The organism is Pelagerythrobacter sp. Soil_C_18 (assembly GCF_057657235.1).
In genome coordinates, this window is sequence record NZ_JBDGIU010000003.1 from 90,208 (window position 1) to 104,557 (window position 14,350).

The 14,350-nt window shown below is 67.9% G+C and carries 15 protein-coding genes and 1 tRNA gene; 6 read left to right on the top strand and 10 right to left on the bottom strand.

Features of this window, described 5'->3' with window-relative positions:
- Positions 1–10 precede the first annotated feature (10 nt).
- The 4 genes from AC3A5N_RS08510 to AC3A5N_RS08525 all read right to left on the bottom strand — a co-directional run bounded on the left by AC3A5N_RS08510 (position 11) and on the right by AC3A5N_RS08525 (position 4,352).
- On the bottom strand, positions 11–1,516 hold the full coding sequence (locus AC3A5N_RS08510; protein WP_487736893.1) for an FAD-dependent oxidoreductase: 1,506 nt from the start codon (positions 1,514–1,516) through the stop codon (positions 11–13).
- Positions 1,517–1,612: 96 nt separating this feature from the next.
- Entirely contained in the window at positions 1,613–2,983 is a 1,371-nt protein-coding gene (locus AC3A5N_RS08515; RefSeq protein ID WP_487736894.1) for an NAD(P)/FAD-dependent oxidoreductase, read from the bottom strand.
- Positions 2,984–3,331: 348 nt separating this feature from the next.
- Positions 3,332–3,418: transfer RNA gene (locus AC3A5N_RS08520), tRNA-Leu, on the bottom strand.
- A 109-nt stretch (positions 3,419–3,527) separates the two neighbouring features.
- Complete coding sequence (locus AC3A5N_RS08525) at positions 3,528–4,352, bottom strand: zinc-ribbon domain-containing protein (protein ID WP_487736895.1); 825 nt, start codon at positions 4,350–4,352, stop codon at positions 3,528–3,530.
- A 154-nt stretch (positions 4,353–4,506) separates the two neighbouring features.
- Between AC3A5N_RS08525 and ftsE the strand changes: the two genes are divergently transcribed.
- Genes ftsE through AC3A5N_RS08545 form a run of 4 tightly spaced genes read left to right on the top strand, consistent with a single transcriptional unit; the run spans position 4,507 to position 7,398 of the window.
- Positions 4,507–5,241 (top strand): cell division ATP-binding protein FtsE, encoded by a 735-nt coding sequence (gene ftsE, locus AC3A5N_RS08530; protein ID WP_487736896.1) that lies wholly within the window; start codon positions 4,507–4,509, stop codon positions 5,239–5,241.
- Positions 5,238–6,170: a cell division protein FtsX gene (locus AC3A5N_RS08535; protein WP_487736897.1), complete on the top strand. Its 933-nt coding sequence runs from the start codon at positions 5,238–5,240 to the stop codon at positions 6,168–6,170. The genes ftsE and AC3A5N_RS08535 overlap by 4 nt, the downstream gene beginning before the upstream one ends.
- Positions 6,167–6,694, top strand: a complete 528-nt coding sequence (locus AC3A5N_RS08540; protein WP_487736898.1) for a YdcF family protein — start codon at positions 6,167–6,169, stop codon at positions 6,692–6,694. The genes AC3A5N_RS08535 and AC3A5N_RS08540 overlap by 4 nt, the downstream gene beginning before the upstream one ends.
- An 8-nt stretch (positions 6,695–6,702) precedes the next feature.
- Entirely contained in the window at positions 6,703–7,398 is a 696-nt protein-coding gene (locus tag AC3A5N_RS08545; protein WP_487736899.1) for a lysophospholipid acyltransferase family protein, read from the top strand.
- On the opposite strand, the gene AC3A5N_RS08550 is transcribed toward AC3A5N_RS08545, so the two are convergent.
- Entirely contained in the window at positions 7,395–8,300 is a 906-nt protein-coding gene (locus tag AC3A5N_RS08550; protein ID WP_487736900.1) for a prephenate/arogenate dehydrogenase family protein, read from the bottom strand. The two genes, AC3A5N_RS08545 and AC3A5N_RS08550, sit on opposite strands and share 4 nt — an antisense overlap.
- A complete protein-coding gene (hisC, locus tag AC3A5N_RS08555; RefSeq protein ID WP_487736901.1) occupies positions 8,297–9,397 on the bottom strand; it encodes a histidinol-phosphate transaminase in 1,101 nt (366 codons plus the stop codon). Before hisC ends, AC3A5N_RS08550 begins: the two co-directional genes overlap by 4 nt.
- A 191-nt stretch (positions 9,398–9,588) precedes the next feature.
- Between hisC and metX the strand changes: the two genes are divergently transcribed.
- Both metX and metW read left to right on the top strand, forming a co-directional pair.
- On the top strand, positions 9,589–10,695 hold the full coding sequence (gene metX, locus AC3A5N_RS08560; RefSeq protein WP_487736902.1) for a homoserine O-acetyltransferase MetX: 1,107 nt from the start codon (positions 9,589–9,591) through the stop codon (positions 10,693–10,695).
- Positions 10,688–11,287 carry a methionine biosynthesis protein MetW gene (gene metW, locus AC3A5N_RS08565; protein ID WP_487736903.1) on the top strand — a complete coding sequence of 200 codons (600 nt, stop codon included), beginning with the start codon at positions 10,688–10,690 and terminating at the stop codon, positions 11,285–11,287. The genes metX and metW overlap by 8 nt, the downstream gene beginning before the upstream one ends.
- Here the strand turns inward: metW and fghA are convergent.
- The 4 genes from fghA to AC3A5N_RS08585 all read right to left on the bottom strand — a co-directional run bounded on the left by fghA (position 11,284) and on the right by AC3A5N_RS08585 (position 14,313).
- The gene (gene fghA, locus AC3A5N_RS08570) at positions 11,284–12,126 is read right to left on the bottom strand and encodes an S-formylglutathione hydrolase (protein WP_487736904.1); all 843 of its coding nucleotides are present in this window, start codon (positions 12,124–12,126) and stop codon (positions 11,284–11,286) included. The two genes, metW and fghA, sit on opposite strands and share 4 nt — an antisense overlap.
- A 116-nt stretch (positions 12,127–12,242) precedes the next feature.
- Complete coding sequence (locus AC3A5N_RS08575) at positions 12,243–12,737, bottom strand: prolyl-tRNA synthetase associated domain-containing protein (protein WP_487736905.1); 495 nt, start codon at positions 12,735–12,737, stop codon at positions 12,243–12,245.
- Between the two features lie 5 nt (positions 12,738–12,742).
- On the bottom strand, positions 12,743–13,144 hold the full coding sequence (locus AC3A5N_RS08580) for a VOC family protein (RefSeq protein ID WP_487736906.1): 402 nt from the start codon (positions 13,142–13,144) through the stop codon (positions 12,743–12,745).
- Between the two features lie 56 nt (positions 13,145–13,200).
- On the bottom strand, positions 13,201–14,313 hold the full coding sequence (locus tag AC3A5N_RS08585) for an S-(hydroxymethyl)glutathione dehydrogenase/class III alcohol dehydrogenase (protein ID WP_487736907.1): 1,113 nt from the start codon (positions 14,311–14,313) through the stop codon (positions 13,201–13,203).
- Between the last annotated feature and the right edge of the window lie 37 nt (positions 14,314–14,350).

Below are 14,350 nucleotides of genomic sequence, written 5' to 3' on the forward strand. Positions count from 1 at the left end.
GGGCGCGACGTCACCCCGTGATCTTGGATCCGAGTGGTCGCGTCGCAGGACCGTGGAGGACCTCGCCGCTGAGCTCGAACCGGCTTCCGTGGCAGGGGCAGTCCCAGGTGCGGTCCGTCTCATTCCAGCCCACGAGGCAGCCCATGTGGCTGCAAACCGCGGAGACGGCGTGCACCGTGCCCTGTTCGTCCTTGAAAGCGGCGACGTTCTCGCCATCGATCTTCATGACCGCGGCCTCGCCGGGGGCGAGTTCGCCGAAGCTCTCCGGCTTGTGCGAAAGATAGCCGCCGATAAGATGCTTGGCGACGGCGGTATTCTCCTTGGCGAACTCGGTACCCCCGGCAAGCGGCTTCACCCGCTTGGCGTCGAAGATCTCGAGCCACGGATGGTCCCTGTCCTGCGCCAGATCGGCGAGGATCATGCCCGCCGCCGTACCGTTGCTGATCCCCCAGGCATCGAACCCGGTCGCGACGAGATAATCCTGCCCCTTGGCCCAGCCCACGAAAGGCGCCCCGTCCATGGGCGTGTAGTCCTCGTTCACCCAGCGATATCCGGCCGGGCCTGCTCCGAAATGTTCGGCCAGCCAGCTTTCCAGTCCCTCGAAGGATTTCCTTTCCTCGTCCACATGGCCGGGCTTGAAGGAGGGACCGGTCGCAATGCCATAGACCTCGCCGGTTTCCCGTCGATGGGTCCGGATGGAGCGTTTCGGCTGCTCGGCGCTGATGTAGTTTGCGGCGGGGATCCGCTCGATCCTCGCAGCGACGACGGGATGAGCATGGGGGTAGGCCTGCGCGTAGTAGCCGCCGATCTGACCGAGCGGCAGATGCGTGGCCATGACCACCACTCGGGCCGACACGGTACCATGGTCGGTCGCCACCCGCGCCGGATCCCAATCGACGACGCGGCTGTTCTCGAAGAGGTGAGAACCGTCACCCGGAATGCTCGCGGCCAATCCGGCGAGATATTTGACCGGATGGAACTGCCCCTGGTTTTCGAACCGGAGGGCGGCCAGCACCTCGAAGGGCAGGTCGGTATCGTGGACGAGGCTTGCTGGAAGACCGAGCTTGTGCGCGATCTCCGCCTCCTCTTCGATTTTGGAGACGTAGCTCTGATCGCGCGTATAGGTGATGTGCGGGCGAGCCTCGAGATCGCATTCGATCGACCACTGCGCAGCCAAATCGCGGATCTTCGCCACTCCTGCCTCTTGCGCTTGCGCATAGAGCCGGGCGCGGTCCTCGCCGAACTTCTGGACGAGCGTCTGGTAGACGATGCCGTGCTGCGATGTGACTTTCGCCGTCGACTTTCCTGTAGCCTGCCGGCCCACCCGCCGCGCCTCGACGACCGCGACGTTTAGCCCCGCATCCTTCAGCAGGCGCGCCGTCGTGACACCAACGATGCCGCCGCCCACGATGACGACATCCACTGTAATGTCTCCCGAGAGTTCGGGGAAAGTGTCTGCGTGTACGGTCTCGTTCCAGTACACTCGCCTTCCAGGCCTCGACGTTTCGTCATGCATGCTCGGCATCCTTCTGATTGGCCGTCCGCCAATGGGAAGCATTTGCACCGGTGCAGGGTTCCCCGGAACGCTGGCAGACCACCTCGACGCCGAGCATTATTGCGAAGCGCTGCCATTGCGGGCTGTGCCCGAAACCGGGCGCTCGGCCGCTTCCGTCTCACGGCTCTCTTCATCGCTGATGATCCTCACGCCGCTTTGGTATGTCAGCCATTGCCAGAACCACTGGAACGAGACGAGCAGCCGCTTCTCGAAGCCTACCAGCAGATAGACGTGGACGAGGGCCCAGAGCACCCAGGCGAACCAGCCTTTCAGGCGATGCCGTCCGAAGTCGAACAGGGCCGCGCTGCGGCCGACCACAGCGGCGTTGCCTCTGTTCCTGAAACGGAAGGGCGGCAATGCTGTCCCCCGTTCCAGCTCCGCCGCGAGCGCTCGCCCGAGATGCGTGCCTTGTTGCTTGGCGACCTGCGCCAGCCCGGGAAGCGGCCGCCCCTCTTCGTCCGCGGCCGCAGCGGTATCCCCGATCGCGAACACGCCAGGACAACCCTTTACGGCAAGCCCGGCGTCGACGGGCACTCGGCCGAGCCGATCCGGCTCGATGCCAAGCCATGCCGCCGCGGGCGACGCGCGAATGCCCGCCGCCCAGACGATGGTGCATGCCGGAATGACCTCGCCGTCGACAGTCACCGTGCCGGGACTGATATCCTCGACCGGCGACTGCGTCCGCACCGACACACCCATCTTTTCGAGGCGCCGATGAGCATATCGCGCCAGTTCCTCGGGAAACGGGGTGAGGATGCGTTCGCCGGCCTCGATCAGGATCGTCCTCGCGGTCGTCGGGTCGATGTTGCGGAAGTCGCGGTGCAGGCTGCAGCGTGTCAGTTCAGCAATCGCGCCGGCCATCTCGACCCCGGTTGCCCCTCCGCCGACGATGACCGATGTCATGTGCGCCCGCTGTTCGCCCGGATTTTTCGTGAGCTCCGCGCGCTCGAGCCCGCGCAGCACGCTTGCGCGGATGCGGCGCGCGTCTGCGACGGTTTTCAGCCCCGGGGCGACCGACGCCCACCGCTCATTGCCGAAATAGTTGTAGACGGCCCCGGTCGCCAGAACGAGCCGGTCGTAAGGGATGTATCCGTCGGGGCCCACCAGCACCCTGCGGCCCGCGATATCGATCCCCGACACCTCGCCCATCACGACGTCCACGTTTTCGTGGCGGCGGAGCACCTTGCGAATGGGTTCCGCGATGTCGGCCGGAGAGAGCGCGGCCGTCGCGACCTGATAAAGGAGGGGAACGAAGAGGTGATAGTTGTGCCGATCGACGATCGTCACCCTCGCGGCCCTGCCCCCGAGCGCCTGCGCGCACGCAAGGCCGCCGAAGCCGGCGCCGAGGATGACGACGTGGGGACGGTCGAGAACAGGGGCCGGGGTGAGATCTATTCGGCCGCGCGACGACGTTTGTCCGTGCACCACGATCGTTGGGCCTCAGCGGCGCGGAGAGACGATTGTCGGTAAAGGGACTCGGACAAAGGCGAATGCCCATAGGTGCATGTTGGTGCTCCGCAGGAAGGCCTCCTCGCCTGATTGAATGCTTCCCACACCAAGGCGTTCCGCACCTTAGAAATTGCCTATCCCGAAGATGCGCGGATGGGAGCTCAATTCGCATTCCAGCTGGTCAAAAGCGTTCGCGCCGCCGAGCCGCAAAAATCCTCGTCTGCCGGTAGCGTCGGGTGTGGAGATGCATCCAGTCGGAGCCGATTGCGCCTCTATTCTCAGGATTCGATTGTTGGGGGCACCGCGGCCCGAGTTCCCACTGTCTTTTGGTGCGGTCGAGAAGACTCGAACTTCCACGGGCTTTCGCCCACAACGACCTCAACGTTGCGCGTCTACCAGTTCCGCCACGACCGCACTCAGCCAGAAGGGCGACGGGCGCCCTCGGGGGGTAGGCGGGCGCCACTAGCAACAGGTGCGCCCCTCCGCAAGCGGTTTGAGCGAGCCTGTTGCGCCGGGTTGGGGATCAATCCGGTTTCCAGCCGATTTCGGCGAACTTGGCGGATTTGGGAACGTCGGTCACCGCCTCGTTGATCGTGACGCTCTCGCCGGGGGCGAGCTGCGCCTTCGGGGGGGCGACTTCCCAGCTATAGACGATCCGGTCGCGGGCATCGCGCATGACGATCAGGATCGAGGGCACGGCGCGCGTCTCACGCCCGACGTTGGTGATCGTGCCGCTCGCGCCGAAGAATTCGGTGCCGTTGGGCAGGGTGCGCCGATCCTGCTGCTCGGGTGGGAACTCGAGCACGAGATCGGGCTGCTTGACCGCGAACGTCGGGCGGCTGACGGGCACCCAGTCGGGCAGGCCCCAATAGCTGACCGCGCCGATCGTGCCGAGCGCCAGCACCGCGAACACCGCCGCGGCCGCAGTCCATATCTTCAGCGGATTGCGCCGCGGCCGGAACGGCGGCTCGGCCGCGAAGGGGGAATAGCCGTCGTCGGGTTCCACGGACGGAGGCGGCGTTGGAAACGCCTCTGCCACGGGAGGCGGCTGGTCGAAGGCGGGCGCCGGTGGCGCCGCATCCTCCGCCACGTCCGGCTCGTCCTGCGGTGCAGGCCGTTCCGCGACCGGAGGCGGAGGCGGAGGTGGAGGGGGTGGCGGTGCAGGAGAAGCGACCGGCGGCGGCGCGGGAGCCGCGGGCAGCGGAGCGTCTTCGCCGATCTCCGCGCCGGTGCCTTCCTGAAACCAGCTGTGCCTGCATTTCGCACATCGAACGGTGCGCCCGTCGACTCCGATAGCGCTGTCTGGCACGACGTAGCGGGTCGAGCAGGCGGGGCAGGCGATGATCATCGTAACGGGCATCCTTACGACGGGCCACAGATCGCACAAGGCTTGCCCGCAATGCGGAAGCGAGCGAGCGGCTTTTTTCCACATCGAAGCGCCGCTATAGCCGCGCGCACATGCCAAGCTGCGATTTCCCGACACCCCGGACGGACCTTCGTCCATGAGCGATTTCGACAGCGAGATCGTGGCCTTCGACAACGTCGGCCTGCGCTATGGCACCGACGGGGAAGTGCTGCGCGACATATCGTTCACGCTCTATCCGGGCAGTTTCTACTTTCTCACCGGCGCGAGCGGGGCTGGCAAGACCTCGCTGCTCAAGCTGCTGTACCTGGCACAGCGTCCCTCGCGCGGGGCGATCCGGATGTTCGGTTCCGACGTCATCACCCTGCCGCGCGCGCGCCTGCCGGCATTCCGCCGGCGGCTCGGCGTCGTGTTCCAGGATTTCCGCCTGGTGCCGCACCTCTCCGCCTTCGACAACGTGGCGCTTCCGCTGCGTGTCTCTGGGATGCCGGAATCCGAAGTAGCGAAGCCGGTTGCGGATATGCTGGATTGGGTCGGCCTCTCGCACCGATACGAGGCGCGGCCGGCGACGCTCTCGGGCGGGGAGCAGCAGCGCGTGGCGATCGCCCGTGCGGTGATCGGCCGTCCCGACATGCTGGTGGCCGACGAGCCCACGGGCAATGTCGATCCCGAGATGGCATTGAAGCTCCTGCGCCTGTTCGAGGCGCTCAATCGCCTCGGCACGACCGTCGTCGTCGCGACGCACGACGTGCATCTGCTCAAGAAGGTGCCCGACTCGCTGATCATGCGGCTGGACAAGGGGCGTCTCTCCGATCCCACGGGCGCGCTGCGCTACCCGCCGCGTGCCGCCAGCCGCGAGAGCGCGGCGCCATGACGCGGCCGGAGGCGCTCCATCGCGCGGTCGTTCGCGGGTTCTCGCCGTTCGGCGGCGACCGCGCGGCGCGGCTGGTGCCGCAAGCGCGGCTCGTTGGACCGATGCCGTGGGTGATCGCGATCATGGTCGCGCTGACGGTGATCGCGGCCGCGGGCGGGCTCGCGCTGCAGAACATGGCCGACACCGCGCGTGCTGAGCTTTCGGGCGGGGTGACGGTACAGGTGATCGAGGCGTTTCCCGCCGCGCGCGAGCGCCAGGCCGACGCGGTCATGGAAGCGCTCGCAAGCGATCCGGGGATCGCCACCTACCGCCGCGTGCCCGAAGCCGAGCTCGACGCGCTGCTCGAACCCTGGCTCGGCGTCGGCGCAACCGACGCGACCGTGCCTGTGCCGGCCCTGATTGACGTGCGCCTGCGCGGCGTTGCCGACCGTGCCGCGATCGACGATCTTCAGACGCGGCTGCTCGCGATCGCGCCCGATGCGCGCGTCGATGCGCAGTCGGGCTGGCTGCAGCCGGTGTTCGCGGCGATCGCATCGCTCCAGTGGTTGGCGATCGCACTGGTGGTGTTGCTGGCGCTGACGAGCGCCGCGGCGGTATGGCTCGCGGCGCGCTCGGCGCTCGGCAGCAACCGCAACACGATCGAGATCGTCCACCTGCTCGGCGGCACGGATGGGCAGATCGCGCGCATCTTCCAGCGCTCGATCGGCTACGACGCGCTGCTCGGCGGCGCGGTCGGGCTGGCGATCGGCGTCGCCGGGGTCATGGTGCTCGGCAGGCAGTTTGCGGCGCTCGGTTCGGGCATGATGGCGGGCGGCGGGTTGACCCTGTTCGACTGGCTGATGCTTGCGGGAATTCCGGTCGCGGGCGTCGTGATCGCGATCGTCACCGCGCGGCTGACGGTGCTCGCTTCCGTGAGGCGCATGCTGTGATCGGCCGCATCGTCTCCACCGTGGTCATGCTCTGGGCGCTCGGCTTCCTGTGGTTCGCGGTCGCGCTGCCGGGGCCTGCGGAGGACATTCATTCCGACGCGGTGATCGTGCCGACCGGCGGCGCCGGCAGGATCGAGCGCGGCCTCGAAATTCTTCGCGACGGGCAGGCCGAAGCGTTGCTCGTGACCGGGGTCGATCCAGAGGTCAGGCCGCGCGAATTCGCCACGCAGTTCGACGTGCCGGCGGATCTGATGGATTGCTGCGTTGCGCTCGGCTTCGCGGCGGTGGACACGCGCAGCAACGCGTCGGAAACCGCGCGCTGGGTCGATGCGCGCGAGGTCAGGTCGCTCCGCCTCGTTACGACCGACTGGCACATGCGGCGCGCGGCGGGTGAGCTGGCGCGCACGCTTCCCGGCGGCGTGACCGTGGTGTGGGATGCGGTCCCCTCGCATCCGTCGTTCGGCGACCTGTTCCTCGAGTATCACAAGCTACTTGCCAGCACGGCCAGTCGGCTGTGGCAATGAGGCAGGCGATGCTCCTTCTGCGTAATCTCGCGTTCTATCTCGTCTTCTACCTTGGGAGCGTGATCTACGTGCTCTCGGCGGTCGCCTCTATTCCCCTGGGAGCCCGCGTGCTCGGCCGGGTGGTGGACCGCTGGTGCTGCTTCCACCGCACCTGCGCGCAGGTGTTCCTCGGCATCTCGGTTCGACTGGAAGGTGCACCCACCGCCGGCGCAGCGCTCTACGCGGTCCGGCACGAGAGCTTCTTCGAGGCGATCGATGCGCCGTGCCTGTTCGACCGGCCGGCGCCGTTCGCCAAGCGCGAGCTGTTTCGTATCCCGGGCTGGGGCCGTGCGGCCGAGGCCTATGGCTGCGTCCCGGTCGCCCGCGAACAAGGCGCGCGGGCGCTGCGCGCGATGGTCGCCTCCGCCCGAACCTATTCCGCGCAGGGCCGGCCGCTGGTGATCTTTCCCGAAGGCACCCGCGTGCCGCATGGGGAGCAGCGCCAGCTCCAGGCGGGATTTGCGGGCCTTTACAAGCTCCTCGGGCTCCCGGTGGTGCCGGTAGCGGTCGACAGCGGCCCGCTCTATCACCGCCGGCTCAAGCGGCCCGGCACGATCACCTATCGGTTTGCGGAACCGATCGCGCCGGGTCTGCCGCGGGCCGAAGTCGAACGGCAGGTGATCGAGGCGATCAACGCGCTGAACGCGGGGCCGCGCGCGCCCTAGTGATCCTTGCGCCCGAAGTCGGGCCGCGCATCGTCCTGCCCCTGTTCGACGATCGAGCGCCGGATGTCGCGCGTGCGGGCGAAGAGTTCGAACAGCGCCTCCCCGTCCCCGCGCCGGATCGCTCGCTGGAGCGCGGTCAGGTCTTCGTTGAACCGGCCGAGCATCTCCAGCACCGCATCACGGTTGGAGAGGAACACGTCGCGCCACATCGTCGGGTCGCTGGCTGCGATGCGCGTGAAGTCGCGGAAGCCGCCGGCCGAATACTTGATGACCTCGCTGCGGGTGACCTCCTCGAGGTCGGAGGCCGTGCCCACGATGGTGTAGGCGATCAGGTGCGGAATATGGCTGGTCACGGCGAGCACCAGATCGTGATGCGCGGCGTCCATGATCTCCACCTTCGCGCCCAGCGCTTCCCAGAAACCGGTCAGCGCGGCGACGGCTTCATGCTCGACATCGGCGGGCGGTGTGAGAATGCACCAGCGGTGCCGGAACAGGCTCGCGAATCCCGCATCGGGACCGCTCTGCTCTGTGCCCGCCACCGGGTGTGCGGGAATGACGATGTGGCCCGGCAATGCCTCGCGAAGCGCGTCCATCACCGATTGCTTCGACGATCCTACGTCACTGACGATCGCGTCGCCGGACAACTGGTCGGCAATCGTGGCAGCCGCCTGCGCCATCGCACCTACGGGCACGCAGAAGAGAACGAGGTCGGCGCCGGCCACGGCCTCGCCGGCCGTTTCGCAGACGGTCCCGGCGAGTCCTCGCTCGGCAGCGCGGCGGCGCACGGCCGGGTCGGCGTCGTACCCGGTAGTTTTCACGTCCGGCAAATGCTCGGCAATGGCGAGGCCGAGCGAGCCGCCGAGCAGGCCCAGTCCGATGATCGCGACGCGCTCGATCGTCACCGCGCCGCCTCCGCCATGGCGCGCAGCGTCTGGGCGACGGCATCCATCTGCTCGTGCGTTCCAACGGTTATGCGCAGCGCCTGCGGGAGCCCCTGGCCCGGCAGGTGACGCACCGCGAAGCCCGCATCGGCCAGGCCATCGAGCGCAGTGGCGGCATCGAGCGCACCCTCGAACAACACGAGCACGAAGTTCCCCTTGCTCGGCAAGGCGCGCAGCCCGTGGTTGCCGAGCGCGCCGATCGCGTCCGAGAACCGCGCCAGTTCGGCGGTGTTGTGATCGCGCGAACGCTCGACGAACCCCTGGTCGCCGAGCGCAGCGAGCGCCGCCGCCTGGCCGTGGTTGGTGACGTTGAAGGGGCCGCGAATACGGTTGAGGGTATCGACGATCCCCGGCGCCCCGGTCGCCCAGCCGATCCGCTCGCCGGCGAGGCCGTAGATCTTGGAGAACGTGCGCGTGACGAGTACGTTGTCGTGCCGCGCAGCGAGCGCGAGGCCGCCGTCGTCGTCCTCGGGCGCGAGGTATTCGGCATAGGCCTGATCGAGCACGAACAGCACCTCGCGCGGCAGTCCCGCATGGAGCCGCGCGACCTCGCCGGCGGGAAGGAAGCTGCCCGTGGGATTGTTCGGATTGGCCAGGAAGACCACGCGCGTCCGCCCGGTCACCGCCGCGAGCAGCGCGTCGACGTCGGCCCCGTAGTCGGCATCGGGCGCCTCGACCGGCACCGCGCCGCAGCGGCGCGCGGCGATGTCGTAGACGGCGAAGCTGTAGCGGGTGAACAGCACCTCGTCGCCGGGCCCGGCATAGCCTTGCGTGGCGAGGTTCAGCAGTTCGTCCGAACCGGTGCCGCAGACCACGCGCGCGGGGTCGATCCCGTGGAGCGCGCCGATGCCTTCGCGCAGTGCCCCCGCGTCCGGGTCGGGGTAGCGCGCCGGGGGTGCGGCATCGGCCAGCGCAGCCAGCGCCGCCGGGCTCGTACCGAGCGGGTTCTCGTTAGCCGAGAGCTTGACCAGCTCGCGCCCGTCGGCAGCTCGGGCCTTGCCCGGTACATAGGCGTGAATGCCCTCGATCCAGGGCTTGGGGGCGGGGCCGTCGCTCATGTCGAGGAGCCTCCTAGGGGAACGGACAGGGCGGGCAAAAAAGAAAATGCACTCCCCCCGGGCAGGCGGGCTTTCAACCGCCGCTCGGGACATGCTTAGACAAGGGCGGGGCGAATGGGTAAGGGGCGCCTTCCCAATCTTCGTTCGTGCTGAGCTTGCCGAGGCACTGCACTTCTGGTTTCGAGAGCTGCATGGCCGCCCCGTCCCTCACCTACACGCTTCCCCAGCCGCTGCCGCTCGACGGCGGACAGGCGCTCGAGGGTGCGGCGATCGCTTACGAGACGTACGGCGAGCTGGCGGCGGACAAGTCCAACGCGATCCTCGTCTGCCACGCTCTCACCGGCGACCAGTACCTCGCGAACCCGCACCCGGTGACCGGCAAGCCCGGTTGGTGGGAGCGGATGGTCGGCCCCGGCAAGCCGATCGACACGAACCGCTATCACGTGATCTGCGCCAATGTGATCGGCAGTTGCATGGGCTCGACCGGCCCGGCCAGCGCCGCGCCCGACGGGCGGCCCTGGGCGATGCGGTTCCCGGTGATCACCATCCGCGACATGGTGCGCGGGCTCGTCGCCCTGCTCGACGGGCTCGGCATCGAGCGGCTGCACGCGGTCGTCGGCGGGTCGATGGGCGGGATGCAGACGCTGAGCCTCGCCGCCAACTTCCCCAACCGCGCCGCGCGCGTGCTCGCCATCGCGACGACGGCGCGGCATTCGGCGCAGAACATCGCGTTCCACGAGGTGGGGCGACAGGCGATCATGGCCGACCCCAACTGGCGCGACGGGGACTACTACGACCACGACAGCGCACCCGACGCGGGCCTCGCGGTCGCGCGCATGGCGGCGCACATCACCTATCTCTCCGAAGCCGGCCTTACCGAGAAGTTCGGCCGCCGCCTGCAGGACCGGGACGCGAAGAGCTTCGGCTTCGACGCCGACTTCCAGGTCGAGAGCTACTTGCGCTATCAGGGGAGCGGCTTCACGCGGCGGTTCGATGCCAATTCCTACCTCTATATCACCCGCGCGATGGACTACCTCGACATCGCGGAGGAACACGGCGGCAAGCTGGCCGACGCCTTCGCCGGGCACGCCATGGGCAAGGGCGCGCGCTTCTGCCTCGTCAGCTTCGACACCGACTGGCTCTATCCCACCGCCGAGAGCCGCCACGTGGTGCATGCGCTCAACGCGGCGGGCGCGCCGGTCAGCTTCGTCGAGCTCTCGGCGCCGTTCGGGCACGACAGCTTCCTGCTCGACGTGCCGGCGCTCGACCGAGTGGTGAAGGGCTTCCTCGATGGTTGACGCGTCAACCTTGCGTTCGGATCTCGCAGTGATTGCGCGCCACGTGCCCGCCGGCGTGCGCGTGCTCGACATCGGCTGCGGCGACGGCGCGCTGATGGCGGCCCTGCGCGACGGCAAGCAAGTCGACGCACGCGGGATCGAGATCGACGGCGCCCTGGTCGAACGCTGCGTCGCGCGCGGCCTCAGCGTGGTGCAGGGCGATGCCGACCGCGACCTCGCCTTCTATCCCGACGGCGCCTTCGACGTGGCGATCCTCAGCCAGACGCTGCAGACCGCCGCGCGGCCCGACCGGATGCTGGCCGAACTGCTGCGGGTGGGCCGCCGCGCGTTCGTCAGCTTCCCCAACTTCGCCTACTGGCGGATGCGCTGGGCGCTGCTGAGCCGCGGCCGCATGCCAGTCACGCGCCACCTGCCGGTGACCTGGTACGAGACCGAGAACATCCACCACATGACCGTGCGCGACTTCGAGGAACTGGCGCGCGATCTCGGCATCGCCATCGAAAACCGCTGGTTCTTTACCCGCGAACGCGAGATCGGCCCCTCCGGCGCCAACTGGCGCGCCGAGTACGCGCTGTTCGAGGTGCGGCGCTAAAGCCTGAGCCGCTCCGCATGCCACGCCACGTGCTCGGCCATGAAGGTCGAGATGAAGTAGTAGGAATGGTCGTAGGCGGCCTGCAGGCGGATGGTCGCGTCGAGGCCGGCGGCTTCGCAGGCTTCGGCCAAGCGGTGGGTGCGGAGCTGTTCGACCAGGAAGTCGTCGGCGGTGCCCTGGTCGACGAGGATGTGGTCGTGGCGTGCGCCGCCTTCGATCAGGGCGACCGCATCGTATTCGCGCCATGATGCGCGGTCGGTTCCGAGATAGCGGCCGAGCGCCTTTTCGCCCCACGGCACCTCGCTTGGAGCGACGATCGGGGAGAAGGCGCTGATCGAGCGGAAGCGCTCCGGGTTGCGCAGGCCGATGGTCAGCGCGCCGTGGCCGCCCATCGAATGGCCGGTGATCGACTGGCGCGCCATGTCCGCCGGGAAATTCGCGGCGATCACCTCGGGCAGTTCGCGCTCGATGTAGCTGCGCATGCGGTAGTGCGCCGCCCAGGGTTGCTCGGTCGCATCGACATAGAAGCCTGCGCCCTTGCCGAAGTCGTACTCGCCCTCGGCATCGGGCACGTCCTCGCCGCGCGGGGAGGTGTCGGGGGCGACGAAGATCACGCCGTGCTCGGCGCAGGCCGCGCGGTATTCGCCCTTATCGGTGACGTTGGCATGGGTGCAGGTCAGGCCCGAGAGATACCACAGCACGGGCAGCTTCGCGCCGTCCGCATGCTCGGGCACAAAGACCGAGAAAGTCATTTCGGTCCCGGTCTCCGCCGACTGGTGCGAATAGACGCCCTGCGTGCCGCCGTGGCTGCGATTGGTGCTGATGGTTTCGATGGTCATGGTGCCTCCATACACGAAACCGATCCCCCGCGAAGGCGGGGGTCTCGGGCCACTTGGTCGTCGGGGGGTGTGCGGTCGGTTTCTGCCTGAGGTCCCCGCCTTCGCGGGGACTCGCGCTACGACAGGGGCACCTCCGCCACCAGCGGCGCATGGCCCCAATGCTCGAGCAGCCGCAGGACGTCGGCGCCCGTCAGCCCCACGGTTGCGGTGTTGCGCAGGGGATGGACGTTGATCCGTTCCGCTTCGGCCAACCTCGTGTCGAGCACCGCGGTCACGCTGCCTGGCGCGGCGTTGATCATGGCGAGCGGGGTGACCGAGCCCGGCGATATGCCAAGCAGGCGCTGCATGTCCTCCGCCTTGGCGAAGCTCACCCGCTTGCAGCCGATCGCCTGCGGCAGGGCCTTGAGGTCGACACGCGCTTCGGCCGGCACGGTCGCCAGCCAGAACGCGCCGGCGGTGTCCTTCAGGAACAGGTTCTTGGTGTGCTCGCCCGGAATGTCGCGGTCGAGCGTGCGGCTTTCGGCGACGGTGAATACCGCCGGGTGCTCGTGCAGCGAATGCGGGATCGCGAGCGACGCCAGGTCGGCCAGCAATCCGGCTTCGCCGCGCATTGTGGTCAGGATTTTGCCCGATGAAGCGCGCAGAGCTTGTTGCCGGAAGGATCGCGCACGTAGCTCAGGTGCATGGTCCCGAGTGCGCCGCCGTCGCGCGGGCCCGGCGGATCTTCGATCGAGGTGCCGCCGTTGGCGACGCCGGCGTCGTGGAAGGCCTTCACCTGCTCGGGCGAATCGCACTTGAAGCCGATCGTTCCGCCGTTGGCGAACGTCGCGGGTTCGTCGTCGATGGGCTCCGACACGCAGAACGTGCCGCCGTTATGGACGTAGAACAGCCGCGTGTGGCCGCTGCCCGCGACGTTGCGTGCCGCTTCGCCCGTAAAGCCCAGCGTGCCGAGCACGGCGTCGTAGAACGTCTTCGCCTTCTCGATGTCGTTCGCGCCGACCATGATATGATTGAACATCGCCAAGCCTCCCGTTCAGTTTCTATTCGCCACCTATATCGGGTGCGAACCGCCGGTCAATAGACGACGACGCTCCTGATGCTCTCGCCGGCGTGCATCAGGTCGAAGCCCTTGTTGATCTCCTCCAGGCTGAGGACGTGGGTGATCATCGGATCGATCTGGATCTTGCCGTCCATGTACCAGTCGACGATCTTCGGCACGTCGGTTCGGCCGCGCGCGCCGCCGAATGCCGTGCCGCGCCAGTTGCGGCCGGTCACCAGCTGGAACGGGCGGGTGGAGATTTCCTTGCCCGCCTCGGCCACGCCGATGACGATGCTGGTGCCCCAGCCGCGGTGGCAGCATTCGAGCGCGGTGCGCATGACTTCGGTGTTGCCGGTGCAGTCGAAGCTGTAGTCCGCGCCGCCATCGGTCAGTTCGACCACCTTGGCGACGACCTCGTCGCGGCTCATGCCCTTGGTGTTGAGGAAGTGGGTCATGCCGAACTTGCGGCCCCATTCCTCGCGGTCGGAGTTGATGTCGATGCCGACGATCATGTTCGCCCCGGCGAGCTTCGCGCCCTGGATCACGTTGAGGCCGATCCCGCCGAGGCCAAACACCACGACGTTGTCGCCGACCTGGACCTTGGCGGTGTTGACCACCGCGCCGACGCCGGTCGTGACGCCGCAGCCGATGTAGCAGCTCGTCTGGAAGGGCGCGTCCTCGCGGATCTTCGCCACCGCGATCTCCGGCAGCACGGTGAAGTTCGAGAACGTCGAACAACCCATGTAATGATGGATCGTCTGGCCCTTGTAGGAGAAGCGGCTGGTGCCGTCCGGCATCAGGCCCTTGCCCTGCGTGGCGCGGATCGCGGTGCACAGGTTGGTCTTGCCGCTGAGGCACGATTTACACTGCCGGCACTCGGGGGTGTAGAGCGGAATCACGTGATCGCCCGGCGTCACGCTGGTGACGCCCGCACCGACCTCGCGCACGATCCCCGCGCCCTCGTGGCCGAGCACGCTGGGGAAAATGCCCTCGGAATCCAGCCCGTCGAGCGTGTAGGCGTCGGTGTGGCAGATGCCGCTCGCCATGATCTCGACCAGGACTTCGCCCTCCTTCGGGCCTTCGAGGTCGAGCTCGACGATCTCGAGCGGCTTCTTCGCCTCAAAGGCGACGGCGGCGCGGGTTTTCATCGGGGCACTCCTGCAAACATCATGGGTCGAATCGCAC